Source organism: Bradyrhizobium sp. MI1.4, from assembly GCF_055811315.1.
Genome location: NZ_JBVVPP010000013.1, coordinates 16,795 through 41,819 on the forward strand (window position 1 = coordinate 16,795; position 25,025 = coordinate 41,819).

At 63.9% G+C, this 25,025-nt stretch carries 25 protein-coding genes; 16 read left to right on the forward strand and 9 right to left on the reverse strand.

Translation table 11 applies throughout. The features are described from left to right. Position 1: 1 nt before the first annotated feature. From AC0L23_RS17050 to AC0L23_RS17060, 3 genes are all read left to right on the forward strand, one after another. Positions 2-2,098: a 3-hydroxyacyl-CoA dehydrogenase NAD-binding domain-containing protein gene (locus tag AC0L23_RS17050; protein WP_085384915.1), complete on the forward strand. Its 2,097-nt coding sequence runs from the start codon at positions 2-4 to the stop codon at positions 2,096-2,098. A gap of 51 nt (positions 2,099-2,149) precedes the next feature. Beyond that, positions 2,150-2,560, forward strand: a complete 411-nt coding sequence (locus AC0L23_RS17055; RefSeq protein WP_085361302.1) for an acyl-CoA thioesterase — start codon at positions 2,150-2,152, stop codon at positions 2,558-2,560. Positions 2,561-2,782: 222 nt separating this feature from the next. Then, complete coding sequence (locus AC0L23_RS17060) at positions 2,783-2,974, forward strand: hypothetical protein (RefSeq protein ID WP_085361303.1); 192 nt, start codon at positions 2,783-2,785, stop codon at positions 2,972-2,974. 231 nt (positions 2,975-3,205) lie between these two features. On the opposite strand, the gene AC0L23_RS17065 is transcribed toward AC0L23_RS17060, so the two are convergent. Continuing rightward, positions 3,206-3,682, reverse strand: a complete 477-nt coding sequence (locus tag AC0L23_RS17065; protein ID WP_026232853.1) for a nuclear transport factor 2 family protein — start codon at positions 3,680-3,682, stop codon at positions 3,206-3,208. 154 nt (positions 3,683-3,836) lie between these two features. Here AC0L23_RS17065 and AC0L23_RS17070 point away from each other — a divergent pair, with 154 nt between their 5' ends. Both AC0L23_RS17070 and AC0L23_RS17075 read left to right on the forward strand, forming a co-directional pair. Next, positions 3,837-4,511: an HAD family hydrolase gene (locus AC0L23_RS17070; RefSeq protein ID WP_018454987.1), complete on the forward strand. Its 675-nt coding sequence runs from the start codon at positions 3,837-3,839 to the stop codon at positions 4,509-4,511. A gap of 91 nt (positions 4,512-4,602) precedes the next feature. Continuing rightward, positions 4,603-5,445, forward strand: coding sequence for a DeoR/GlpR family DNA-binding transcription regulator (locus AC0L23_RS17075; RefSeq protein ID WP_018454986.1), 843 nt, complete (start codon positions 4,603-4,605; stop codon positions 5,443-5,445). A 2-nt stretch (positions 5,446-5,447) separates the two neighbouring features. Here AC0L23_RS17075 and AC0L23_RS17080 read toward each other — a convergent pair whose 3' ends face one another. Continuing rightward, positions 5,448-5,873: a type II toxin-antitoxin system VapC family toxin gene (locus AC0L23_RS17080; RefSeq protein WP_018454985.1), complete on the reverse strand. Its 426-nt coding sequence runs from the start codon at positions 5,871-5,873 to the stop codon at positions 5,448-5,450. Then, a complete protein-coding gene (locus AC0L23_RS17085) occupies positions 5,870-6,148 on the reverse strand; it encodes a type II toxin-antitoxin system Phd/YefM family antitoxin (RefSeq protein ID WP_085361304.1) in 279 nt (92 codons plus the stop codon). The genes AC0L23_RS17080 and AC0L23_RS17085 overlap by 4 nt, the downstream gene beginning before the upstream one ends. 228 nt (positions 6,149-6,376) lie before the next feature. On the opposite strand from AC0L23_RS17085, the gene glpD reads away from it, so the two are divergent. The 7 genes from glpD (at position 6,377) to AC0L23_RS17120 (ending at position 14,079) form a co-directional block, all read left to right on the forward strand. Further along, positions 6,377-7,927: a glycerol-3-phosphate dehydrogenase gene (glpD, locus tag AC0L23_RS17090; RefSeq protein WP_085361305.1), complete on the forward strand. Its 1,551-nt coding sequence runs from the start codon at positions 6,377-6,379 to the stop codon at positions 7,925-7,927. Then, complete coding sequence (locus AC0L23_RS17095; RefSeq protein WP_018454982.1) at positions 7,924-9,063, forward strand: ABC transporter ATP-binding protein; 1,140 nt, start codon at positions 7,924-7,926, stop codon at positions 9,061-9,063. Before glpD ends, AC0L23_RS17095 begins: the two co-directional genes overlap by 4 nt. Before the next feature lie 12 nt (positions 9,064-9,075). Next, a complete protein-coding gene (locus AC0L23_RS17100) occupies positions 9,076-10,161 on the forward strand; it encodes an ABC transporter ATP-binding protein (protein WP_018454981.1) in 1,086 nt (361 codons plus the stop codon). Next, positions 10,161-11,063, forward strand: coding sequence for a carbohydrate ABC transporter permease (locus AC0L23_RS17105; RefSeq protein WP_085384914.1), 903 nt, complete (start codon positions 10,161-10,163; stop codon positions 11,061-11,063). Before AC0L23_RS17100 ends, AC0L23_RS17105 begins: the two co-directional genes overlap by 1 nt. After that, a complete protein-coding gene (locus tag AC0L23_RS17110; protein ID WP_473357169.1) occupies positions 11,063-11,869 on the forward strand; it encodes a carbohydrate ABC transporter permease in 807 nt (268 codons plus the stop codon). The genes AC0L23_RS17105 and AC0L23_RS17110 overlap by 1 nt, the downstream gene beginning before the upstream one ends. A 10-nt stretch (positions 11,870-11,879) precedes the next feature. Next, positions 11,880-12,209, forward strand: coding sequence for a DUF2160 domain-containing protein (locus tag AC0L23_RS17115; RefSeq protein WP_018454978.1), 330 nt, complete (start codon positions 11,880-11,882; stop codon positions 12,207-12,209). Between the two features lie 127 nt (positions 12,210-12,336). Next, entirely contained in the window at positions 12,337-14,079 is a 1,743-nt protein-coding gene (locus tag AC0L23_RS17120) for an ABC transporter substrate-binding protein (RefSeq protein WP_039799251.1), read from the forward strand. 202 nt (positions 14,080-14,281) lie between these two features. On the opposite strand, the gene AC0L23_RS17125 is transcribed toward AC0L23_RS17120, so the two are convergent. From AC0L23_RS17125 to AC0L23_RS17135, 3 genes are all read right to left on the reverse strand, one after another. After that, positions 14,282-15,382, reverse strand: coding sequence for an alkene reductase (locus AC0L23_RS17125; RefSeq protein WP_085361306.1), 1,101 nt, complete (start codon positions 15,380-15,382; stop codon positions 14,282-14,284). A gap of 183 nt (positions 15,383-15,565) precedes the next feature. Beyond that, on the reverse strand, positions 15,566-16,069 hold the full coding sequence (locus tag AC0L23_RS17130) for a DUF1993 domain-containing protein (RefSeq protein ID WP_018454975.1): 504 nt from the start codon (positions 16,067-16,069) through the stop codon (positions 15,566-15,568). 266 nt (positions 16,070-16,335) lie between these two features. Continuing rightward, positions 16,336-17,637, reverse strand: a complete 1,302-nt coding sequence (locus tag AC0L23_RS17135; RefSeq protein WP_085361307.1) for a lytic murein transglycosylase — start codon at positions 17,635-17,637, stop codon at positions 16,336-16,338. Positions 17,638-17,823: 186 nt separating this feature from the next. On the opposite strand from AC0L23_RS17135, the gene htpX reads away from it, so the two are divergent. Together htpX and AC0L23_RS17145 are read left to right on the forward strand one after the other, a co-directional pair. Next, the gene (gene htpX / locus AC0L23_RS17140; RefSeq protein ID WP_085361309.1) at positions 17,824-18,756 is read left to right on the forward strand and encodes a zinc metalloprotease HtpX; all 933 of its coding nucleotides are present in this window, start codon (positions 17,824-17,826) and stop codon (positions 18,754-18,756) included. Positions 18,757-18,890: 134 nt separating this feature from the next. Beyond that, positions 18,891-19,532 (forward strand): tetratricopeptide repeat protein, encoded by a 642-nt coding sequence (locus tag AC0L23_RS17145; protein ID WP_198957656.1) that lies wholly within the window; start codon positions 18,891-18,893, stop codon positions 19,530-19,532. Positions 19,533-19,725: 193 nt separating this feature from the next. Here AC0L23_RS17145 and AC0L23_RS17150 read toward each other — a convergent pair whose 3' ends face one another. Continuing rightward, complete coding sequence (locus tag AC0L23_RS17150; protein WP_085361311.1) at positions 19,726-20,067, reverse strand: hypothetical protein; 342 nt, start codon at positions 20,065-20,067, stop codon at positions 19,726-19,728. A 164-nt stretch (positions 20,068-20,231) separates the two neighbouring features. Next, positions 20,232-21,038 carry a hypothetical protein gene (locus AC0L23_RS17155; protein WP_085361312.1) on the reverse strand — a complete coding sequence of 269 codons (807 nt, stop codon included), beginning with the start codon at positions 21,036-21,038 and terminating at the stop codon, positions 20,232-20,234. A gap of 229 nt (positions 21,039-21,267) precedes the next feature. Between AC0L23_RS17155 and AC0L23_RS17160 the strand changes: the two genes are divergently transcribed. Beyond that, a complete protein-coding gene (locus AC0L23_RS17160; protein WP_007607017.1) occupies positions 21,268-21,561 on the forward strand; it encodes an antibiotic biosynthesis monooxygenase in 294 nt (97 codons plus the stop codon). A gap of 138 nt (positions 21,562-21,699) precedes the next feature. On the opposite strand, the gene AC0L23_RS17165 is transcribed toward AC0L23_RS17160, so the two are convergent. Next, positions 21,700-23,145, reverse strand: a complete 1,446-nt coding sequence (locus tag AC0L23_RS17165) for a helix-turn-helix domain-containing protein (protein ID WP_018454969.1) — start codon at positions 23,143-23,145, stop codon at positions 21,700-21,702. A 222-nt stretch (positions 23,146-23,367) separates the two neighbouring features. Between AC0L23_RS17165 and AC0L23_RS17170 the strand changes: the two genes are divergently transcribed. Next, the gene (locus tag AC0L23_RS17170) at positions 23,368-24,999 is read left to right on the forward strand and encodes an isocitrate lyase (protein ID WP_018454968.1); all 1,632 of its coding nucleotides are present in this window, start codon (positions 23,368-23,370) and stop codon (positions 24,997-24,999) included. Positions 25,000-25,025: the final 26 nt, after the last annotated feature.

Consider the following 25,025-nt stretch of genomic DNA (forward strand, 5'->3'; position numbering starts at 1 on the left):
CATGGATTCCAGGATCATGACCGCGCTCGGCGATCGCGTGCTGGAGCTCGGGCCGAAGCCCGCTGCCCATAGTCCCTACAAGCATTTCAAGCTGGCGCGCGATGCCGACGGCGTTGCCTGGCTGCTGTTCGATCGCGCTGACGCCAGCGCCAATACGCTATCCTCGGACGTGATGGAGGAGTTCGATGCCGTGCTGGCGGCGATCGAGACCGAGCGCCCTGCCGGCCTCGTGATCCGCTCCGCAAAGCCGTCCGGCTTCATCGCGGGCGCCGACGTCAACGAATTTCGCGGCGCCAGTGATGCCGGGATGGTGGAGACGCGGATCCGCGCCGCCCATGCGGTGGTCGATCATCTTGAAGCCTTGAGGTTGCCGACGGTCGCGGTGATCGACGGCTTCTGCCTCGGCGGCGGGCTCGAAGTCGCGCTCGCCTGCCAATCGCGCATCGCGATCGACGGCGCGCGCTTCGGCTTCCCTGAGGTGATGCTGGGGCTACATCCCGGTCTCGGCGGCACCGCGCGTTTCACTGCGCTGGTCAATCCGACACAATCGATGGCCCTGATGCTGACCGGCCGCACCATCGATGCCCGCCGCGCCAGATCGCTCGGCCTCGTCGATACCGTGACGCAGGAGCGCCACGTTCGCAATGCCGTCAAGGATGCGCTGTTCGGCCGCCTCAAGAGGGCGCGGCCGGGTTTTCTGACGCGTGCGGCGAATTTCGGCCCGGTGCGCGGGCTGCTGGCCAAACGGATGCGATCGGAGGCGGCGAAGGCCGCGTCCCGCGAGCATTATCCGGCGCCCTATGCCTTGATCGATCTCTGGGAGACCCATGGCGGCAGCAAGGCCGCGATGCTCGGGGCAGAGCAGGCCTCGTTCGCCAAGCTGATGGTGACGCCGACCGCGCAGAACTTGATCCGCGTGTTCTTCCTACGCGAGCAGATGAAGAAAGCGGCAGGCTCCGGCAACACGATCAGGCATGTCCACGTCATCGGCGCCGGCGCCATGGGCGGCGACATCGCGGCCTGGTGCGCGGGGCAGGGGCTGCGCGTCTCGCTCGCCGACATGAAGGCGGAGCCGATCGCGGGCGCAGTCAAGCGCGCTGCCGAGCTCTACGGCAAGATCATCCGCAAGCCGACCGAGGTGCGCGACGCGCTCGATCGCCTGATCCCCGACATGGACGGGGAGGGCGTCCGCAACGCCGATCTCATCATCGAGGCGGTCCCGGAGAAGCTCGAGCTGAAGCAGAAGGTCTATGCCGGCCTCGAGCCGCGGATGAAGCCGGGCGCGATTCTCGCGACCAACACGTCCAGCATTCCGCTGCAGGATTTGCGCACCACGCTAGCGCGGCCGGAGCGGCTGGTCGGCCTTCACTTCTTCAACCCGGTGTCGCGGTTGCAGCTGGTCGAAGTCGTCAGTCATGACGGTAACGATACGCAGGTGCTGAAGGAGGCACTCGCCTTCGTCGGCGCGATCGATCGGCTGCCGTTGCCGGTGAAGAGCTCGCCGGGCTTCCTCGTCAACCGCGCGCTGACGCCTTACATGCTGGAAGCGATGGTGATGCTGGACGAGAAGATCGACCAGCGCCTGATCGACGCCGCCGCGGAGCAGTTCGGCATGCCGATGGGGCCGATCGAACTGGCCGACCAGGTCGGGCTCGACATTTGTCTCGATGTCGGCGACATGCTGCGCACCAAGTTCGGCGATCTGCTGCCGCCGACGCCGGCCTGGCTCCGCGAGAAGGTCGCCAAGGGCGAACTCGGCCGCAAGACCGGCAAGGGCTTTTACGTCTGGCGTGACGGCAAGGCCGAGAAGGCGCCGTTGCCCGAGACCGGTCCGCGCGTCACCGACCAGATGATCGACCGCCTGGTGCTGCCGATGTCCAACGTCTGCGTCGCGGCGCTTCGCGAGGGTATCGTGGATGATGCCGACATGGTCGACGGCGCCATGATCTTCGGCACCGGTTATGCACCGTTCCGTGGCGGCCCGTTGAATTATGCGCGCACGCGTGGCGTCGATCATGTCGTATCCACCTTGCGCGCGCTGGCCGGAAGATTCGGCGAGCGCTTTGCGCCGGATCCGGGCTGGGATACTTTCAAGTGAGCAGTTTCAGGTGAGCAAGATTCAAGTGAGCAATCTTCAAGCGGGAGCGGCATGAACGGGCAAGCCGATGCCGGGCCGGGCGGCGATCTCTGCATTCGCACGCTGGCGATGCCGGCCGACACCAACGCAAACGGCGACATCTTCGGCGGTTGGCTGCTCAGCCAGATGGATGTAGGCGGCGGCGTGTTTGCGTCAAAGGTCGCGAAGTCGCGCACCGTGACTGTCGCCATCGAGGCGATGAATTTCCGCAAGGCCGTCTATGTCGGCGATCTCGTTTCGGTCCACGCCCACCTCGTTCGCGTCGGGCGCACCTCCATCACCGTGCATCTGGAAGCATGGGCGCTGCGCCGCGGCGAGCAGCAACCGTTCCTCGTCACCGACGGCAATTTCACCTACGTCTCGATCGACGAGCACGGCCGCCCGCAGCCGGTTCGCCCGACCGACACCGCGATCGCGACGTAATCGCGCGCGGCGTTGCGCCTCATCTGTCTGATGCGTGCGGCAACGCCAAACGCGGCGCGACTGAGTCACGGCGCCGCGGCTTTGCCAAGAACCAGTCATAAAACGGATGAGGTCCCGGCGTACTCCGTCGCGTGTCGATCCGGGGTGGAAACGGCGTCAAAATGCCCAGGAACCTTTGGGCAGAACTGCCGTTATTTGCCCGCACTGAGGAATCCACGGACCATGTCGGACAGCTACATCATCGAAGTCGATTCGCAGACCGCAGGTATCGTCGTTCGTTCCCAGGGAGGCTACTGCTTTTTCGCCTCATCCAACCGCTTCAACCGTCTCGAAGGCCATCTCTTCCGCAACGCCCGCGAAGCCGAGCGCGCCGCGCGCAAGCTGGTTAACGGTGATGTGAAGGAAGCGGCTTAGTCCTCCCGCGGGTCATTCCGGGCCGCGTGTGGCCCGAGAGGTGGGAATCTTTTGCCGCGAACTCTGTCTTCCCTTCTCGCCTTGTTGGAGAAGGTGGCGCGTAGCGCCGGATGAGGGGTCGTCTGCGCAAATTCCACTGCGAGAGGATTCGTTGTCGGAGAGAAACCCCTCACCCGACCTTGCTTCGCGAAGCCACCCTCTCCCGCAAGGGGAGAGGGGAAGGGCCGTTGTTCATAACTTCGTCGCCGCCCGTGAGAGCAGCTTCCAGTCGTCGCCCTGCTTCTGCCAGTTCATCAGGATGTGAAGGTTGGTCGGCACTTTTTTCCCATCAGCCGCCATCTCCTGTTCCGCCACCCAGTGGAAACGCACGATCGCAGCGGGGCCGACGACCTTGATGGTCGGATCCTTGTACTCGATCGACAGGAATTTGGATTTGCCGTCGGTGGCGTTGGCGATGAAGGTCGCCTTGTCCTCGACCTTGCCGCTGGAATGGCTGTAGCTCACCTCTTCGGCGCAGAGTGCGCCGAGCGCCTTGGGATCGGCCGCGATCTGGGCAAGACGGAACGCCTCGACCTTCTTCGCCACGGCTTCCTCGTCGGCCGAGGCCGCCAGCACCGGTGTCGTGAGCGCTGAAACTGCAAGAGTGGAGACGGCAAGAGCTGGGACGGCAAGAGTCGAGAGAGCCAGATCGCGTCGGTTGATCGTCATCGTTTCCTCCTTTTTGGTCTTGCATGGAGTGTTGCAGTCGCACGCGACTTTGTCGAGGGTCGCGTATTGGTCATGCACGTGCGTCATTGCGCGATTGACGCTGTATTGATACGGCTTTCGTATTGATGCGTCATATATTCGGGAAAGTACGGACATGATCGAGGCTATCGGCAGGGCGTTGCTGTTCGACATCGACGGTACGCTCGCCAACACCGATCCGCTGCACTTGAAGGCGTTCAATCTGGTGCTCGGCCCTCGCGGCCACGTCTTCGATCACGCGCGCTTCTCCAGAGAGCTGCAAGGCTTCGCGAATGTATCGATCGGCGAGCGTTTTCTGCCCGACGAGGCGCCCGAACGGCGTGCCTTGATCCTCGATGAGAAGGAGGAAGTCTTCCGCACGCTTGTTGCCGGGCAGATCGAGCCGCTGCCGGGCCTGATGGCGCTGCTCGACAGGGCGGATGCGGCCGGTATTCCCATGGTTGCCGTGACCAATGCCCCGCGGCTCAATGCGGAGCTGCTGCTGTCCGGCCTCGGCATCACGCACCGCTTCAAGGCGCTCGTGATCGGTGCCGAGCTGTTGCACGGCAAGCCGCATCCGCTGCCTTATCAGGAAGGGTTGCGCTTTGCCGGCGCCAGCGCCATGGCCTCGATCGCGTTCGAGGACTCCCGCACCGGCGTGCAATCGGCCGCAGCGGCCGGCATTCCGACCATCGGTATCCGGACCAGCCTCAGCCATGCTGATCTCGTCGCCGCCGGGGCCATCGCCTCCGCCAGCGCCTTCGACGATCCGGAGCTGCTGGCGCGTCTCGCCGCCGCGATGGCATGGTGAGGACCTTGGTCCGTTAACCGTGATCGGCGCGCGCATTGACCGAGCGCGCGAACCGCCGCACCATGCAGCTTCCTGATTTGAGGCCATCGCCGTGACCGGACTGACCCATCGCCAAGCCGAAATCCTCAACATCGCGCGAGCCTCGGGCCGCGTCATGGTCGAGGAGCTGGCGCGCCGGTTCGAGGTCTCGGCGCAGACCATCCGCAAGGATCTCAACGACCTCTGTGAGCGGCGCTCGCTGACCCGCATTCATGGCGGCGCCATCATCGCATCCGGCGTCGAAAACCTCGCCTACGAGGCGCGGCGCTTCGTCGCCGCCGACGAGAAGAAGGCGATTGGAGCCGCGGCCGCCTCGCTGATCCCGAACGGCTGCTCGCTCTTCATCAACATCGGCACCACGACCGAGGAGGTCGCGAGCGCGCTGACGTCGCACGAGGACCTCCTCGTTATCACCAACAATCTGAACGTCGCCATGCTGCTCTATCGTCATCCCCGCATCGAGGTGGTGGTCGCCGGCGGCACGGTGCGGCGCGCCGACGGCGCGGTGGTCGGCTCGACCGCGACGCAGCTGATCGGCCAGTTCAAGGTCGACTATGCCATCATCGGAGCGTCAGCGATCGACGAGGAGGGCGCGCTGCTCGACTTCGACTATCGCGAGGTGCAGGTGGCGCAGGCCATCATCGCCAACGCCCGCAGCGTCATGCTGGTCGCTGATTCCACCAAGCTCCGGCGCAGCGCGCCGGTCCGCATCGCGCATATCAGCCAGATCCAGACCTTCGTCACCGACCAGGAATTGCCAGAGCGCCTCGCCACCATCTGCCACGGCAAGGGCATCGAGGTGATGGCCGCGATGCCGAAGGGGGCGGACGTCGATGAGGCTCAGGCCGAGGCACAAGAAGCGCCCGAGGCCGCGCCGGTGGTGCGGCTGAGGTAGGACTATGGGTTGTCCCACGGGTTCAGCAGCGGCACGCCGAATACCGCAAAATCCTTCACATTGCGCGTGACGAGCATGAGGTTGTTTGCCAGCGCGGTCGCGGCAAAGAAGCCGTCCATGACAGACAATGCGAGGCCGCTTCTGCGACTCTGAGCCATCAGGTCACCCCAGCGTTCCGCGACCGCGTGGTCGATCGGCAGTGTGCGCCCGGCAAAACGCTCCGGCAGATCGCGGGCAAGCCAGGCGGCCAGTGCTGCACGGCGACGGCCGTCCTCCAGCAACGCGATGCCGCGACGAAGCTCGGCGATCGATGCCGCGCTGATGAACGCACGATCCTCGTCGATCGTATCAAGCCATGACAAGACTTTCGGCGAAGGGGCGGGCCTCTGGACCTCCGACAACACGTTGGTGTCGAGCAGTAGATTCACGGCAGCTCGTCGTGCGGCGCGTCGTGCACGCGTTCAAGCTTGAGGTCGGCGCTGCGCAGCGGCGAAGCCAGCAGGAATTCGGCCAAGGTACCTTTGCGCGCCGTCTTGCGCGCCCATTCCTCGACGGAAACGATCACCGCGTTGGGCTTGCCGTGTCGGGTGATGATTTGCGGGCCGGCTTGGGCACGATCGATCACCTCGGAGAGCCGGGCCTTGGCGTTGGCAAGCGTCCACGAGTCCGTCGCGGGTGAATCTGGTGCAGTGTGTTCTGTCATGCAAATAACGACCAATATGACTATTCTTACTAATAAGGGTCATCAACGACTTTTCAAGAGCAATAATGCCGCTCAAATCCCCTGAACTGCCTATTTCGCCCCCCGTTTGCCCACTTAAAAGTTCCGCTTTCACTTCGTTTCTCTCCTCTTTCGTCTTGCTTTCGTTTTCTGGTGTGATCTAATCAAAAGCGAAAGTAACCGCTCGATTGAACGGGCGGTCGCCGGGGGATGCGTCTGTTGGATCGTATTTTCGACCTCGCCATTATTGGAGGCGGTGTTAACGGCTGCGGCATCGCGCGCGACGCGGTGGGCCGCGGCAACACGGTTTTCCTGTGCGAAATGAACGATCTGGCGAGCGGGACGTCGTCCTGGTCGACCAAGCTGGTGCATGGCGGCCTGCGCTATCTCGAATATTACGAGTTCCGGCTGGTTCGCGAGGCGCTGATCGAGCGCGAGATTCTCTGGGGCATCGCGCCGCACATCATTCGCCCCCTGCGTTTCGTTTTGCCGCACCATGCGGGCCTGCGGCCAGCCTGGCTGCTGCGCCTCGGCCTCTTTCTCTATGACCACATCGGTGGCCGTCATCTGTTGCCGGCGACGCGCTCGGTTGACCTCCGACGCGACGAGGTCGGCCGCCCGCTGATCCCGAACCGCTACGGCCGCGCGTTCGAATATTCCGACTGCTTCGTCGACGACGCCCGTCTCGTCGTGCTCAACGCACGCGATGCCGCTGACAAGGGCGCCGAGATCCGCACCCGCACTCGCGCGACGGATATCAAACAGTCAGACGGCATCTGGACCGTCAGCATGATCGACACGCTGACAGGCGCGCGCTCGTCGATCCAGGCCCGTGCGGTTGTCAATGCCGGCGGGCCCTGGGTCGAGGATGTGCTCGGCCGCGGCGCCGGCGTCAACGCGAAAGCCAAGGTGCGCCTGGTGCAGGGCTCGCACATCGTCGTGAAAAAACTCTACGACCACGACCGCGCCTACATGTTCCAGAATGCAGATGGCCGCATCATCTTCGTCATTCCCTATCAGGACGATTTTACGCTGATCGGCACCACCGACCGTGACTATGACGGCGATCCCGCCAAGGTGAAGGCGACGGCCGAAGAGATCCAGTATCTCTGCACGGCGGCGAGCGAATATCTGGCCAAGCCTGTCACGCCCGATGACGTGGTTTGGACCTACTCCGGCGTACGTCCGCTCTATGACGACGGGGCCAGCGAAGCCAAGGCCGCGACGCGCGACTATGTGTTCGAGCTCGACACGCCCGGCGGCGTGCCGCTGCTGTCGATCTATGGCGGCAAGATCACGACCTATCGCCGTCTCGCCGAGGAGGCGCTGGAGCGGCTCGCGCCCTATCTTCGCAGTGCGAAAGCACGCGAAGGCTGGACCGGCAAATGGCCGCTGCCCGGCGGCGACATGGGCGTGTCCGATGTCGACGGCCTGATCGCCGAGCTTCAGCGCGGCTATCCTTTCCTCAGCCACGAGCATGCGCGGCGCCTGGCGCGCGCCTATGGCACGAGGGCGATCAAGCTGCTTGGGGATGCGAAATCGGCGGTCGATCTCGGCCAGGCCTTCGGTGCGACGCTGACCGAGCGCGAAGTCCGCTATCTCATCGCCAACGAATGGGCCGTTACTGCCGAAGATATCGTCTGGCGCCGTTCCAAGCTCGGCCTGCGACTAAGTGCCGACGAGATCGCGGCGCTGGACGACTGGATCAGGACCCACGCCGTGCAGCAAAGTCCCCTGCTGGAAGCCGGAGGACGCTCATGACGGTGACACTCGATCACGTGACCCGGACTGTCGACGGGGTCCCACACATCCGCGACGTCTCGCTGACGCTCGAGAGCGGCACGCTCAACGTGCTGCTCGGGCCGACGCTGTCGGGCAAGACCTCGATCATGCGGCTGCTCGCTGGCCTGGACAAACCGACATCGGGCAAGCTGCTGGTCAACGGCAAGGACGTCACCGGGGTCGACGTGCGCCAGCGCTCGGTCGCCATGGTCTATCAGCAGTTCATCAACTACCCCTCGCTGTCGGTCTACGAGAACATCGCTTCGCCTTTGCGCGTGCAGGGCAAGCCGCGCGCCGAAATCGAGGCGCGCGTTGCGGAAGCCGCCCGGCTGCTCCGGCTCGAGCCGTTCCTGAAGCGCACGCCGCTCCAGCTTTCCGGCGGCCAGCAGCAGCGAACTGCGATGGCGCGCGCGCTGGTGAAGGGCGCCGACCTCGTGCTGCTCGACGAGCCGCTCGCCAATCTCGACTACAAGCTGCGCGAGGAACTGCGCACCGAGCTGCCGCGCATCTTCGAGGCCTCCGGCGCGATCTTCGTCTATGCCACCACCGAGCCGACCGAGGCGCTGCTGCTCGGCGGCAACACGGTGTGCATGTGGCAGGGAGAGGCGCTCCAGATCGGCGAGACTCCAAAGGTCTACCGTCATCCGCAGACCTTGCGGGTCGCGCAGGTGTTCTCCGATCCGCCGCTGAATCTCGTCGGCATCGAGAAGAAGAACGGTTCCGTGCAATATGCGGGCGGCATTGCCGCGCCGGCGTCCGGTCTCTATTCCTCGCTCGCGGACGGCGCCTATCGCGTCGGATTTCGCGCCCATCAGCTCGCACTTGCCAATGGCGAGACTGACCGCCACGCCTTCCATGCCACGGTAACGGTGACCGAGATCACCGGTTCGGAGAGTTTCGTGCATCTGACCCGCGACGGATCGAACTGGGTGGCGGTGCTGCACGGCGTGCACGAATTCGAGCCCGGCCAGACCCTCGATGCCGTGCTCGATCCCAACGACGTGTTCGTTTTCGATGCTGCCGACCGGCTGGTCGCGGCCCCCGGTCCCATAGCGTTTTCAAGCGAAGTGCCGAGCGGTTCGCGTGAAGAAAACGCGTCAAAGAAAAAAGCCTGAGGGGGATGCGACATGGCCCGCATTGACCTCGTCGATCTCGCCCACTCCTACGGCGGCAATGATGCCCCGCAGGACAGCTTTGCTCTCAAGCCTGTCACCATGACCTGGCGGCAGGGCGGCGCCTATGCGCTGCTCGGGCCGTCCGGCTGCGGCAAGACCACGCTGCTCAACGTCATCTCCGGCATCATCACGCCGTCGCGGGGGAAAATCCTGTTCGACGGCGAGGACATCACACCGCTGTCAACCCAGAAGCGCAACATCGCCCAGGTGTTCCAGTTTCCGGTGATCTACGACACCATGACGGTGGGGCAAAATTTGGCGTTCCCTCTGAAGAACCGCGGCGTGCCGAAGGCTGAGATCGACAAGCGGGTCGCCGAGATCGGCCGCTTGCTCGACCTCGAGCCCTATCTGAACCGCAAGGCGACGCGGCTCACGGCCGATGCCAAGCAGAAGATCTCGCTCGGCCGCGGCCTGGTACGCTCCGACGTTGCCGCCGTGCTGTTCGATGAGCCGCTCACCGTGATCGACCCCGAGCTGAAATGGCAGCTCCGCTCCAAGTTGAAGGCGCTGCATCGCGAGCTCGACCTGACGATGATCTACGTCACCCACGATCAGACCGAGGCGCTGACCTTCGCCGACACCGTGGTGGTCATGCATGACGGCCGCGTGGTGCAGAGCGGCACGCCGGCCGAGTTGTTCGACAAGCCGGCGCACACGTTCGTCGGCTATTTCATCGGCTCGCCCGGCATGAACATCCTGCCGGCCGAGGTGAGGGGCCGTGAGGCCAAGATCGGCGGTCATGTGATCGCGCTCAACCGCAGCTACGACAAGCTGCCTGCTGGCGCGAAGATCGAGATCGGCGTCCGTCCGGAATTCGTTGAGGCCGTCGCGCCGGCGCCCGGCCTGCTCAGTGCGAAGATCGAACGCGTCGACGACCTCGGCCGCATCCGCTTCGCGCGCGCGCGGCTCGGTGACGCCAAGCTCGCGGCGCGCGCGCCGGCCGGCTTCACCAGCCCGGACGGCACGGCCGGCCTGAAATTCGATCCGTCGCACGTCCACGTCTATGCCGACAGCCTTCTGGTGGAGGGAGCCGCCTGATGGACAAGACTATCAACCAAAAAGCCTGGTTCCTGGTGCTGCCGGTGTTCCTGGTCGTCGCCTTCTCGGCAGTGCTGCCGTTGATGACGGTGGTGAACTATTCGATGCAGGACACCTTCGGCAACAACCAGTTCTTCTGGAACGGTGTCGGCTGGTTCAAGGAATTGCTCGATCCTTCGACCGACCTCGGCGGCCGCTTCCTGGCTTCGCTCGGCCGCAATCTGTTCTTCTCGCTGGTGATCCTCGCGATCGAGGTGCCGCTCGGCATCGTCGTCGCGCTCTCGATGCCGCGCCAGGGCTGGACGGTTGCGGCCTGCCTCGTCATCCTCGCGTTGCCGCTGCTGATCCCGTGGAACGTGGTCGGCACGATCTGGCAGATCTTTGGCCGTCCCGACATCGGCCTGCTCGGCTATGTCCTCAATGCGACCGGCATCGATTATAATTACGTCTCCAACGACATCGACGCCTGGGTCACGGTCATCGTGATGGACGTCTGGCACTGGACCAGCCTGGTCGCGCTGCTGTGCTATGCCGGACTTAAGTCGATCCCGGAGGCTTATTACCAGGCGGCGCAGATCGATGGCGCCTCGCGTTGGGCCGTGTTCAAGGCGATCCAGCTGCCGAAGATGAACCGCGTGCTGCTGATCGCGGTGCTGCTGCGCTTCATGGACAGTTTCATGATCTACACCGAACCGTTCGTGGTGACTGGTGGGGGGCCCGGCAATTCGACGACTTTCGTGTCGATCGAGCTGGTCAAGATCGCGCTCGGCCAGTTCGACCTCGGCAAGGCCGCCGCGCTGTCGCTGGTCTACAACCTCATCATCCTGATCGTCTGCTGGATCTTCTACACCGTCATGACCAATGCCGGCGCCGAGCGGAAGCCGCAGGAAGGAGCCGCGTGATGCATTCGATCCCCGGCCGTCGCCTCATTATGGCGCTGTTCTTGATCTTCCTGCTGTTGCCGATCTACTGGCTCGTCAACATGAGCTTCAAGACCAACGCCGAAATCGTCTCGACGATGACGCTGTGGCCGCACGCCCCGACGCTGCAGCACTACAAGCGCATCTTCACCGACGAGAGCTGGTATTCCGGCTATATCAACTCGCTGGAATATGTCGTCCTCAACACCATCATCTCGATTTCGGTGGCGCTGCCGGCGGCCTACGCGTTCTCGCGCTACCGTTTCCTCGGCGACAAGCATCTGTTCTTCTGGCTGCTGTCGAACCGCATGGCGCCGGCCGCGGTCTATGCCCTGCCGTTCTTCAATCTCTATTCCGCGATCGGGCTGTTCGATACGCCCTGGGCGGTCGCGCTTGCGCACTGCATCTTCAACGTCCCGCTGGCGGTGTGGATCCTGGAAGGCTTCGTCTCGGGCGTGCCGCGCGAGATCGACGAGACCGCCTTCCTCGACGGCTATTCCTTCCCGCGCTTTTTCATCAAGATCCTGGTGCCGCTGATTGCGAGCGGCATCGGCGTCGGCGCCTTCTTCTGCTTCATGTTCTCCTGGGTCGAGCTGCTGCTCGCGCGCACGCTGACCTCGGTCTCGGCCAAGCCGATCGCGGCGATCATGACGCGCACGGTGTCGGCTGCGGGCATGGACTGGGGCCTGCTGGCGGCAGCCGGCGTGCTGACGATCATCCCGGGCGCACTCGTGATCTGGTTCGTCCGCAATTATATCGCGAGCGGTTTCGCGCTCGGTCGGGTCTAGGGAGGCATCAATGGAATGGATTGCATGGATGGCCTGGACGCCGCCGACGGCGATCTTTTTTGTCGCGCTCGCCTGCACGCTGGCTGTGATGACCTGGCTCGGGGTGGCTTATCCCGAAGCCGAGCGCGTCGGCGTGCTGCGCATCCCGACCACGCGCGGCGACCGCCTGTTCATCTCCCTGATCACGGCGGCGGTCATCCACTTGCTGTGGATCGCCTTCGCCGGCACCGACCCCCTCGCCACGCTGCCGATCGGCGAGGACGGAGTTGAAATTTCGCGCCTTTGGATCGCATCAGGAATTTCGCTGGCCACGGCCGTACTCATTTTCCGCACGGTCTAGCCCGCGAAGGAACGACCAGATCCGGGACCAACCCGGGCCTGTAAAAAGTTTGTCGCTGCAACGGAGGAATAACATGCGGCAGTTTAGGAGAAGGGAACGTCCATTGACCAAGAATAGCTTTCTGACGATGTCCAGCGTCGCCGCCATCGTCGCGGTGTCGCTGGCCGTCTCGGCGCCGGTGCGCGCCGCCGACGACGCCGCGATCCAGAAGTGGATCGCGGAATTCCAGCCCTCGACGCTGTCGAAGGAAGACCAGAAGAAGGAGCTGGAGTGGTTCGCCAAGGCCGCCGAGCCCTTCAAGGGAATGGAGATCAACGTGGTCTCCGAAACCATCACGACCCACGAATATGAGTCGCAGACGCTGGCCAAGGCGTTCTCCGAGCTCACCGGCATCAAGCTCAAGCACGACATCATCCAGGAAGGTGACGTCGTCGAGAAGCTGCAGACCCAGATGCAGTCCGGCAAGAACGTGTACGACGGCTGGATCAACGATTCCGATCTGATCGGCACCCACTTCCGCTACGGCCAGACCATCGCGCTGTCGGACTATATGACCGGCGAGGGCAAGGACGTCACCGACCCCATGCTCGACGTCAACGACTTCATCGGCAAGTCGTTCGGCACGGCGCCGGACGGCAAGCTCTATCAGCTGCCCGACCAGCAGTTCGCGAACCTTTACTGGTTCCGCTACGACTGGTTCACCAACGCCGACTACAAGGCCAAGTTCAAGGCCAAGTATGGCTACGAGCTCGGCGTGCCTGTGAACTGGTCAGCCTACGAAGACATCGCCGAGTTCTTCACCAACGACATCAAGGAGATCAACGGCGTCAAGGTCTATGGCCATATGGACTATGGCAAGAAGGACCCGTCGCTCGGCTGGCGTTTCACCGACGCCTGGCTGTCGATGGCCGGTAACGGCGACAAGGGCATCCCGAACGGTCTGCCGGTCGACGAATGGGGCATCCGCATGGAAGGCTGCCGTCCGGTCGGCTCCTCGGTCGAGCGTGGCGGCGACACCAACGGTCCGGCCGCGGTCTACTCGATCACCAAGTACCTCGAGTGGATGAAGAAGTATGCTCCGCCGCAGGCCCAGGGCATGACCTTCTCCGAGTCGGGTCCGGTGCCGGCGCAGGGCAACATCGCCCAGCAGATGTTCTGGTACACCGCCTTCACCGCCGACATGGTGAAGCCGGGCATCGCCGTGATGAACGCGGACGGTACGCCGAAGTGGCGTATGGCTCCGTCGCCGCACGGTTCGTACTGGAAGGAAGGCATGAAGCTCGGCTACCAGGATGCGGGTTCGGCGACGCTGCTGAAATCGACTCCCCCGGATCGCCGCAAGGCGGCCTGGCTCTATCTCCAGTTCATCGTCTCCAAGACGGTGTCGCTGAAGAAGAGCCATGTCGGTCTCACGTTCATCCGTGAATCCGACATCTGGGACAAGTCGTTCACCGAGCGTGCGCCGAAGCTCGGCGGCCTGATCGAGTTCTACCGCTCGCCCGCGCGCGTGCAGTGGACCCCGACCGGCAACAACGTGCCCGACTATCCGAAGCTGGCGCAGCTGTGGTGGCAGAACATCGGCGATGCGTCGTCCGGTGCCAAGACGCCGCAGGCCGCGATGGACTCGCTTGCCGCGGCCCAGGACTCCGTCATGGAGCGTCTGGAGAAGTCGGGCGTGCAGGGCGCCTGCGGTCCGAAGCTGCACAAGAAGGAGTCGGCCGAGTTCTGGTTCGCCAAGGCCCAGAAGGACGGCACGATTGCCCCGCAGCGCAAGCTCGCCAACGAGAAGCCGAAGGGTGAGACGGTCGACTACGACACTCTGATCAAGTCGTGGCCGGCACAGCCCCCGAAGCGCGCTTCGCTGCAGTAAGGCACATCAGCATAACGACGAAAGGCCGGGAGCAATCCCGGCCTTTTTTCTTTGTGGCACACACTTTCAACATTCTCGGTGTCATCGTCCGCGAAGGCGGACGATCCAGTATTCCAGAGACGGGCGTGGTCGAACCCGGAAGCCACAGATTACTGGATGCCCCGCCTTCGCGGGGCATGACAGCGCATGCGTGGAGAAGAGGCTATTCCGCGGGTTCAGCGGCCAGCGTCGGGTAATCCGTGTATCCCTTCGCGCCGCCGCCGTAGAACGTGTTCTTGTCCCAGTCGTTCAGCGCCGCGCCCTGCTTCAGCCGCTCGACCAGATCGGGATTGGAGATGAACGGCTTGCCGAAGGCGATGAGATCGGCCGCGTTCGCCTCGAGCACCTTGGCAGCGAGCTCGAAATCATAGCCGTTGTTGGCGATGTAGGCGCCGGGGAAGCGCTTGCGCAGGCCCGCATAGTCGAACGGCGCGATGTCGCGCGGACCGCCGGTGGCGCCTTCGACGACGTGGAGATAGACGAGCTTCAGCGCGGCGAGGCCGTCGACGATATGGTCGTAGAGGGCCTGCGGGTTCGAATCCGAGATGTCGTTGGCCGGCGTCACCGGCGAGATGCGGATGCCGGTGCGATCGGCGCCAGCCTCCGCTACGACGGCCCTGGAGATTTCCAGCATCAGCCGCGCGCGGTTTTCAATGGAGCCGCCATAGGCGTCGGTACGCTTGTTGGTGCCGTCCTTGGCGAATTGTTCGAGCAGATAGCCGTTGGCGCCGTGGATCTCGACGCCATCGAAGCCGGCTTCGAGCGCATTCTTCGTGGCGCGCCTGAAATCGTCGATGATCCCTGGAATTTCGGAGAGTTCGAGCGCACGGGGCTCGGAGACGTCGGCGAAAGTGCCGTTGACGAAGGTCTTGCCCTTGGCGCGGATCGCGCTCGGCGCCACCGGCGCTGCGCCATTGGCCTGAAGGTCCACATGCGAGATGCGGCCGACATGCCAGAGCTGGATGAAGACCTTGCCGCCGCGCTGATGCACCTGATCGGTGACCTTGCGCCAGCCGGCGACCTGGTCCTTTGAGTAGATGCCGGGGGTGTCCTGGTAGCCTTGGCCCTGCTGTGAGACCTGGCTCGCTTCGGTAATCAGAAGCCCCGCCGAGGCACGCTGGGCGTAATAGTCAGCGGCGAGCGCGCCCGGTACGAAGGTGCCGGGAACGGCGCGGTTGCGCGTCAGCGGCGCCATCACGAAACGGTTCGCCAGCGTGATCGGGCCGAGCTTGTAGGTCTCAAACAATTTGGTCGAACGGCTCATGAGAATGCTTCCAGGCGGTGAGAGATCCGGAACACTTGTGCATTGCGGCAATCAGCGCAAGGGAGGAGCCATACAGAAACTGCAGGCGAGATGCGCAGCCGAGCCGCGCAGCATAGAGCATGTGCAATTTCAGCCGCAGCAGCAGATTCGATCTCCCGCCGCGGCCGTCTGAATAATCGCCTTTCAGTTCGCGCCGAGGAAATCGCGCTTGCCGATCTCGACGCCGGCGTGGCGCAGAAGGCCGTGGGCGGTTGCGGCGTGGAAATAGAAGTTCGGCAGCGAGAACGCGCTCAGGAATTGCTGGCCCTTCATGGTGATGGACTTGTCGGGGCCGGCCGGGAAGGTGACGTCCTTGGTGTCGGCGCCCTCGAACTGCTCGGGCTTGAACGATTTCACGTAGTCGATGGTCTTCGCCAGGCGCTGCTTCAACTCCGCAAAGCTGGTCTCGGTGTCCGGTGTGGAGGGCACGTCGCTATGGGTCAGCCGGGCGCAACCTTTGGCTGCGAAATCGCTGACCAGCTGGATCTGCTTCGAGAGCGGCAGCATGTCCGGAAACAGGCGGGAGCCCAGCAGGACGCTGGGGTCGACCTTCTTGGCCGCACAATGCGCTTCGGCTTTCGTGAGCAGGCCGATCAGGCTGTTCAACATTTGCAAATAGGCGGGAACGACGGCGTCGTGGAAGGACATGTGATGCTCGCTTCAAAAGTGGGAAATCTCAGGAGAAACCTGAGCTACTCACATGGGAACGTCATGGAAAAATACAATCGCCGGAGGGGCTTGTGCAGTGCGAAAATTCTACCGAGCGGGCTTGTGGTGCTAGCGGCGACATACCCTCGGTGTCATCGCCCGGCTTGACAGGGCGATCCAGTACTCCGAGGCAGCTGTGATTGAATCGATAGGCCGCAGCGTACTGGATGCCCCGCTTTCGCGGGGCATGACAGCGATCCTGGTGCTTACCGGATCGTCCCCACTGGCTGCGCCTGTGCCGTGCCCCCACGCATGCGAGCGAGCAGTTCGGCCGAAGGCCAGGAATCGGCCGGCAGACCGTATTTGATCTGCATCGCCTTCACCGCGGCGCGGCTTTGCTGGCCCAGCACGCCGTCGACCTTGCCGACATTGAAGCCAGCCTGGACCAGAAGCTGCTGCAATTGCTTGAGCTCGTTGAATGGCAGCTGCGCGACCGGTGTGGACGGCTTTCGCATCGGAGCCGCGCCCGCGATGCGGGTGGCGAGATAGCCCGCGGTGGTCGAATAGATCAGCGAGTTATTCCACTCGGTGTAGGCCGCGAAATTCGGGTATGCCATGAAGGCCGGACCGAAGCGTCCCATCGGCAGCAGCACGGAGGCCGCGAGATTGTCGTTCGGCAGCGGCCGGCCGTCGGGATAGGTAACCCCGAGCTGCGCCCATTTTGAGCGCGGCAGCTGCACCGTGAGGTCGGTCTGATCCCACGGCAGGTTCTGCGGCACCTTGATCTCCTCCAGCCACGGCTCGCCGCGCCGCCACTTCAAGCCGTTGGCGATGTAGTGCGCGGTCGAGCCGATCACGTCGTCCTCGCTGCGGAGGAGATCGCGTCGGCCGTCGCCGTCATAGTCGACGGCATAGTTGACGTAATGCACGGGCAGGAACTGGGTCTGACCGAGCTCGCCGGCCCAGGAGCCGACCATCTCGTCCGGTTGCAGGTCGCCCCGGTCGATGATCTTCAGCGCGGCGATGGTCTCGTTCACGAACATCTCCGAGCGGCGGCAATCATAGGCCAGCGACACCAGCGATTTCAGTGTCGGCAGATTACCCATGTTGACGCCGAAATCGCTCTCCAGTCCCCAGAACGCGGCGATCACTGCCGGCGGCACACCGTATTCCTTTTCCGCGCGCGCGAACGCGGCCGCATGTTGCTTGATATGTTGCTGGCCGTTCTGCATGCGATAGGGCGCGGCCATGCGGCCGGCAAATTCGGTGAAGAGCTGGCCGAACACGCGCTGGCCGCGGTCGCGATTGACGATGCCCTGGTCGTAGACGAGGTAAGGCGAGGCCGCCGCGATCGTCCGCTGCGACACGCCGGCGGCAACGGCCTGCTGTTTCACGTCGACCAGGAAGCGATCGAAGTTCGCCCCGTTATGGCACGACGCCGCGCGCGGCGAGGGCCCAGTGGCCCTGGGAGCCGCGGGCTTTGCCGGCGGCGGCGCGAACTGGGCAGAGGCGGGAAGGGCGAGCGTGAGCAGGGCGGCGGCCGCGATCGCAAATCGGGTCTGGAGCATGAGGTTTCCGCAAGGGGAGGAGACGCTTGGATTCTCGGCCAAGCTTAATGGAACGATTGACCTCAAACCAGTGCCGCGGCTCCGCGACGCACCTTGAAACCTTGCGGGCGGGCCGGGGTCATCCCTACCTCATGCTCGCCGGCCCGCAACGCTTCCAGCGGCTACGGCCGGCCTCGGGAGACGGCCATGAATTATCTTCGTACCGCAATGCTGCTCGCAGGCCTCACCGCCCTGTTCATGGGCGTCGGCTATCTGATCGGCGGTGCCGGCGGCGCCATGATTGCGCTCGTCATTGCCGCGGCGACCAATCTCTTCACCTACTGGAACTCCGACCGGATGGTGCTGTCCATGTATGGCGCCCATGAGGTCGACCGCAGCAGCGCACCGGAGCTGGTCGGGCTCGTGGCCGAGCTAGCGGCCCGCGCCGGCTTGCCGATGCCGCGCGTGTTCCTGATGGACGAGCCGCAGCCCAACGCGTTTGCCACCGGGCGCAATCCCGAGAATGCCGCGGTTGCGGTCACCACCGGGTTGATGCACCAGCTCAGCCGCGAGGAGCTTGCGGGCGTGATCGCGCACGAGCTCGCTCATATCAAGCACCACGACACGCTGCTGATGACTGTGACCGCGACCATTGCCGGTGCGATCTCGATGCTGGCGCAGTTCGGCATGTTCTTCGGCGGCAACCGCGACAACAACGGCCCGGGCATCGTCGGCTCGATCCTGATGATGATCCTCGCCCCGATCGGCGCCATGCTGGTGCAGATGGCGATCAGCCGCACCCGTGAATACGCCGCGGACAATCTCGGCGCACGCATCGCCGGTCAGCCGATGTGGCTGGCATCGGCGCTGGTGAAGATCGAAGGCGCGGCGCATCAGGTCCCGAACGCCGAGGCGGAACGAAATCCCGCCACCGCGCACATGTTCATCATTAACCCGCTGTCGGGCCACGGCGTGGACAATCTGTTTGCCACCCATCCCTCGACCCAGAATCGCATCGCGGCGCTTCAGCAGCTCGCAGCCGAGCTCGGTGCGCAGGCGTCGCCGTCGGTCGGCGCCAATGAGAACTATCCGCCGCGGAGCCCCTGGGGCCGCTCCTCTTCACGCGGTCCATGGGGCTGACGCCGCAGCAGCCCTAATTTGCGCGCTTTGTGACCTGTCGCACACAGGACGGTCCCGGCCGGTGTTAACACCCTGCCGTGACAGTTCCTGCGAAAGGGGATGCGTGGCCGGCCCTCCGCCTGCCACCGTCGAAGATGACCAAAGCTGCAGTACCATTGTTGATCGTCGTGGGCGTGCTGATTGGCCTGTCCACGCACACCGTCGTCAATTGCGGAGACGAGGACGAGCCCGACATCTGTTCGGCGGTGATCGGCTTCTCGCCGCTGCGCGGCTCGCTGATCGCTTTCGCCTATGAGGGGCGCGGACGGATCGCGCTGCGCCACGGCGACTGGCGGCGGGCGATCGCGGATTTCGACGAGGCCATCCATCTCAATCCCAACCGCGCCTCGCTCTATCGCGATCGGGCGCTGGCGCGCCGGCAGAACGGCGACCTCGAACTCGCCATCGAGGATTACGACGAGGCGATCGCGCATGATCCCAGGCACGCCGCGCCCTATCACCAGCGCGGTCTCGCGCTCGCGGCCGCCGGCGATCTCGATCGCGCGATCCTGAGCTACAACACCGCGGTCCGCCTCGACCCCTCGGATGCGCAGCCTCGGCTCGACCGCGGCCTCGCCTTCCTCGCCCGCGGCCAGGCGAATGAGGCGCGCGCCGATTTCGAGGCCGCGCTGGCGCTGCCCGCCGGCAAGGATGTCCTTACCCGCGATACAGCGCGCGCAAAACTCGCCGAACTCGCGAGCGCCGAGCCGACCCGGCTCGCCGCGCCAGGGCGGTAGAGATATCTAGAGCTGCGTGCGCCGCTGCAACCCTCCCCCTTGCGGGAGAGGGTGGCTCGCCGCGAAACGGCGAGACGGGTGAGGGGTATCTCTCCGCGCGTGAGTCTGCTGCAGTTGAATTCGCGGAAACAACCCCTCATCCGGCGCTTCACGCCACCTTCTCCCACAAGGGGAGAAGGAAGAAAGTGCGCTCCTACTTCTTGGTTTTGGCCTTCTTCGCCTTCTTCACCGGCTTTTCCTTGGGCGCCTTCTTCTCCACCTTCACCGCGACCGGTGTGCTGGCGGCGATCCGCATCGACCGCGCGTAGCTGTCGGCGACGTTGTCGGCGGACATCTGCAGGCGCTTGGCGGCGGCAATGGCCTGCTCCATGGTGGCCTTGGCCATCATCTTGAAGCGGTCGCCGGTCTCCTTGCCCTTGGCCTTGGCCGCAAGGCCGTTGAATCGATCCCGGCGCTCCTTGGCGCGGGTCATCAGGCCCGTATGCAGCTGTCTGGCCAGTTGCCGGATCACGACATCCAGGTCGGCGTCCGCCATGTTGTTCTATCCTCTTCGAAAACGGTATCGATGCGGGCGGGACTATGCAGATCGGGCCCCACCTTGGCAATTCCCGGCCGCGCGTCATCCGCAGCTTCCGGTGACCAAAACAAAAAAGCCGCGCTGTGCGCGCGGCTTTCTGCCTTGGTTTTGCGCTGTCTGTCTTACTTCAGCGAGGCGACCGGGCCGCTCGCAGCTGCCGGATCGGGGTCGAAGCCGAACACCCCCACCAGATACTTGTAATAGTCCGGCAACTTCTCCTTGAGCGCCTCGCGCGACTTCGGGTCGTGGAATTCGCTCTTCCCGGCCAGGAAGATGCTGGCGGTCACCGCAAAGAATTCCATGTGATTCTTCAGCGCATAGGATTCCCTGGGCAGGAGATCCTTGGACTTGGCGTAGGCGTAATAGCCGATCACGCCTTTGTTGGCGTAGCCGTCCGGCAACAGCCGCGCATGGTAGGCGTGCAGGAGCTCGTGCAGCAGCACCGCTTCCTTTTCGTAACGCATCATATCCGGCCGCAGCATGATCACGCCGAGGCCGGAATCGACCGCGAGGTCGACGGCGTTCGGATTGCTCCAGCGCTGCTTGTTGGGGTCCCAGACCGTCAGCGTGCGGGGAGCGGTGCGCTGGATGTCAGGCGTGACCCGGCCGTAGCACGCGGTCGCGGCGCCTTCGTCGAGGCAGGCCAGCTCGCTGGCGATGATCGGGACGGTGCGGAAGAAGCGCAGCACGCGCGGCGAGAGGCCGGCAGCCTCGACCACGTCGATCTGGCTCTTCACATTGTCGGTGAGCTTGTCGACATCCTTGCGGTCGGAATTCTCCGACAGGTCGAACATGTAGCCGCGGTAGCTCTGGAAGCCCGGCGGTAACGCCTGCGCTGCGCCGGAGGACGCATCCGGCGGTCCGGCATGGGATGGATTGGCAAAGAGCGCGCCGACAATGGTCGCGGTCAGCAGCAACGCAATGCGCATGATGAACCCCCTGATGTCACTTCACGCGGCAGAATAAGCCGCCGTTGTTTGCGAAAAGTGAGTGGGGCGAGACTAAGGCAGCGATGTTGAGGCGTGCTTAATCGATCGTTGCGGATCGCGGAACTGAATTAGCGCCGAGTTAACCAAGCGTGGATTGCCCGCGTGCTTCGGCGTAGCATGCGGTCCGGGCACCAAGCCCTCAAACCAGATAGCCGGAAGCGAGGATGCCATGTATGCCGCCATCCGTCAGGCCAAGGCAAAAAGCGGGAGCGCCGAAGAGCTGGCGCGCCGTATCAAGGAAGGCGCCGTTCCGATCATCAGCGACGTCGACGGCTTCCGCGCCTATTACGTCGTCTATGCCGGTGACGACACGGTCACGGCGATTTCGATCTTCGACAAATTCGAGCAGGCGGAGGAGGCGAACAGGCGTGCGATCGCCTGGATCGAGAAGGATCTGGGCGCGCTGCTTGCAGGCGACGCCCGCGCCGCCGCCGGGCCGGTGATCGTGCATACGCTGGCGTAGGGATTGGGTGCAGCCGCACATTCAACTGTCATCGCCCGGCTTGACCGGGCGTCCAGTACTCCGAGACGGCAGGGATTGAACCGATAGGCCGCGGCGTACTGGATGCCCCGCCTTCGCGGGGCATGACAACGGTGTGCTTTACAGCTCCCTCGCATTCGAGAATGCAAAGCTCGACACCCGCCGCGTCGTCTCGTCCAGGATCAGGGTGCGCGTGATCGGCGGCTCGGCGCGCTGGGCGCAGTTTTCGCGCTCGCAGAGACGGCAGTTGACGCCGATCGGCGTGCCCTCCGTTTTCTCCAGATCGATGCCGGCAGCGTAGACGAGGCGCGCGGCGTGACGGATCTCGCAGCCGAGGCCAATGGCGAAGCGCGGCTGTGGCAGCGGGTGCGGCGCGACGGGGCGGCGCACCATCTGCGCGATCGAGAAATAGCGCGTACCGTCCGGCAGCTCGATCACCTGCTTCAGCAGGCGGTCAGGCGTGTCGAAGGTCGAGTGCACGTTCCACAACGGACACGTGCCGCCGAATTTCGAGAACGGGAACGTGCCCGACGAAAATCGCTTCGAGACATTGCCTGCATTGTCGACGCGCAAGAGGAAGAACGGGATGCCGCGCGCGTTCGGCCGCTGCAGGGTGGTGAGCCGATGGCAGACCTGCTCGAAGCCGGAATTGAAGCGCTGCGCCAGCAGATGGATGTCGTAGTTCAACGCTTCTGCCGCGGCCAGGAAGGCCGGGTAGGGCATCATCACCGCGGCCGCAAAGTAGTTGCCGAGCGTGATCCGGAATAGGCGGCGCGGTGTGTCGTCGAGCGCGCCGGCGCGGCCGATGATGGTCTCCAGATGCTGCGCGCATTCAACGAGGCCGAGCTGAAAGGCGAGCTGGAACGCGCGGCCGGGCGGGTCGACCAGTTCGGAGATCAGGAGCTGGCGCCGATGGCGGTCGAAGCGCCTCAGCGTCTCGCGCATCACGTCCACCGGCATGATGCGGGTCTGGATCGAATGCTTTTCGCGCAGCCGTGCCGCCAGTGCCGCATAAAGCTCTTCGGCCGGCACGTTCAGTCCGTCGCGCAGAGTCTCCGCGGCCTGCTCGAGTTCCGGAAAGTAGTTGCGGTTGGCCTCGATCAGCTCGCGGACGCGCTCGACCGGATTGGCCTCATAGCGGGTGCCGACGTCGCGGTCGGCCATTTGCGCCGCGGCCAGCGTCTCGCCCTGGCGGGCCTCGGTATAGGCGGCATAGAGCCGTTGCAGCGCATGGGTGACGCCGGGGCAAAGCTCGGCCAGATCGCGCAGTTCCTGCTTGGGAACGTCGATCTGGCGGAACAGCGGGTCGGAGAAGATCTCGTTGAGTTCGGCGAAGAAGCGGTCCTCGTCGGCGGTCGCGAGGTCGCGCAGGTCGAGGTCGTAGGTTTCGGCCAGCCGTAGCAGGATCTGCGCAGTCACCGGACGCTGGTTGCGCTCGATCAAGTTGACATAGCTCGGCGAGATCCCGAGCCCCTCGGCGATCTGAGTCTGCGACAGCCCCAATTGCTGCCGGATCCGCCGGAAGCGCGGGCCGACGAAGAGCTTCTTACCGGATCCGGCGGGCATTCTCAGGTCTCCAAAGTCGTAAGGCAGTCTTACTGACCTATATTCTTTACAAGTTTTACAAAGTGACATTTATTACAATCACCTATGTTACATGACATCACCATTCAAATACAAGACTACTATACGAGCTAGGCTTTCTCGCGTTTAGCTTCTGACACGCATCTCGCAATGCATTGTCAAGAATGTCGATGGCGGTGCCATCGTCGTGAAAGGATCAGGCACATGAATTACCAGCCCCGCGGCATCAGCACCTTCCAGGCCCCTGCCTCGTATCAGAGTGAGGTCGAGGCGGCCCGGTCGCTCCTTGAGACCCAGCCGACCTGGAACGGGGTGTCGGCCGAGGCCGTCGCCCGCATGCGCCTGCAGAATCGCTTCAAGACCGGCCTCGACGTCGCTCGCTACACCGCGGCGCTGATGCGGGCCGACATGGCCGCCTACGACGGCGACCCCACCAAGTACACGCAGTCGTTGGGCTGCTGGCACGGCTTCATCGCCCAGCAGAAGCTGATCTCGGTCAAGAAGCACTTTGGCAAGACCGATCGCACCTATCTGTACCTGTCCGGCTGGATGATCGCGGCGCTGCGCTCCGAGTTCGGCCCGCTGCCGGACCAGTCGATGCACGAGAAGACCTCGGTGCCGGCGCTGATCGAAGAGCTCTACACCTTCCTGCGTCAGGCCGATTCGCGCGAGCTGAACGATATCTTCCGCAACCTCGATAAGGCCCGCAAGGAAGGCGACAAGACCAGAGAGAAGGAGCTGATCGAGAAGATCGATAACTTCCAGACCCATGTCGTGCCCGTCATCGCCGACATCGACGCCGGCTTCGGCAATGCGGAGGCCACCTATCTGCTCGCCAAGAAGATGATCGAGGCGGGTGCCTGCGCGCTCCAGATCGAGAACCAGGTCTCGGACGAAAAGCAGTGCGGCCACCAGGACGGCAAGGTCACCGTGCCGCACGAGGTGTTCCTGGCCAAGATCCGGGCCTGCCGTCACGCCTTCCTCGAACTCGGCGTTGAAGACGGCATCGTCGTGACCCGCACCGACTCGCTCGGTGCCGGCCTGACCCAGCAGATCGCGGTCAGCCACAAGCCCGGCGACCTCGGCGACCAGTACAACAGCTTCCTGGATTGCGAGGAAGTGACCGCGGAGAACGCCCGCAACGGCGACGTCATCATCAACCGTAACGGCAAGATGATGCGTCCGAAGCGCCTGCCCTCCAATCTCTATCAGTTCCGCCCGGGCACCGGCGAAGACCGCTGCGTGCTGGATTGCATCACCTCGCTGCAGAACGGCGCCGACCTGCTCTGGATCGAAACCGAGAAGCCGCATATCGAGCAGATCGCCAAGATGGTCGACCGGATCCGCAAGGTGGTTCCGAACGCGAAGCTGGCCTACAACAACTCGCCCTCGTTCAACTGGACCCTCAACTTCCGTTGGCAGGTCTACGACGCCATGAAGGAAGCCGGGAAGGACGTCAGCAAGTACAATCGTGCCGAGCTGATGAAGCCGGAATACGACGATACGCCGCTGGGGAAGGAAGCCGACGAGCGCATCCGTACCTTCCAGGCGGATTCGGCCAAGCGTGCCGGCATCTTCCACCACCTGATCACGTTGCCGACCTATCACACGGCGGCGCTATCGACGGACAATCTGGCGAAGGAATATTTCGGCGACCAGGGCATGCTCGGCTATGTCAAGAACGTCCAGCGCGCCGAGATCCGTCAGGGTATCGCCTGCGCCAAGCATCAGAACATGGCCGGCTCCGACATCGGCGACGACCACAAGGAATACTTCGCCGGCGAGGCTGCCCTGAAGGCGGGCGGTGCCCACAACACGATGAACCAGTTCGGCTAACGCATCACGCTAATCGACAGGAGACT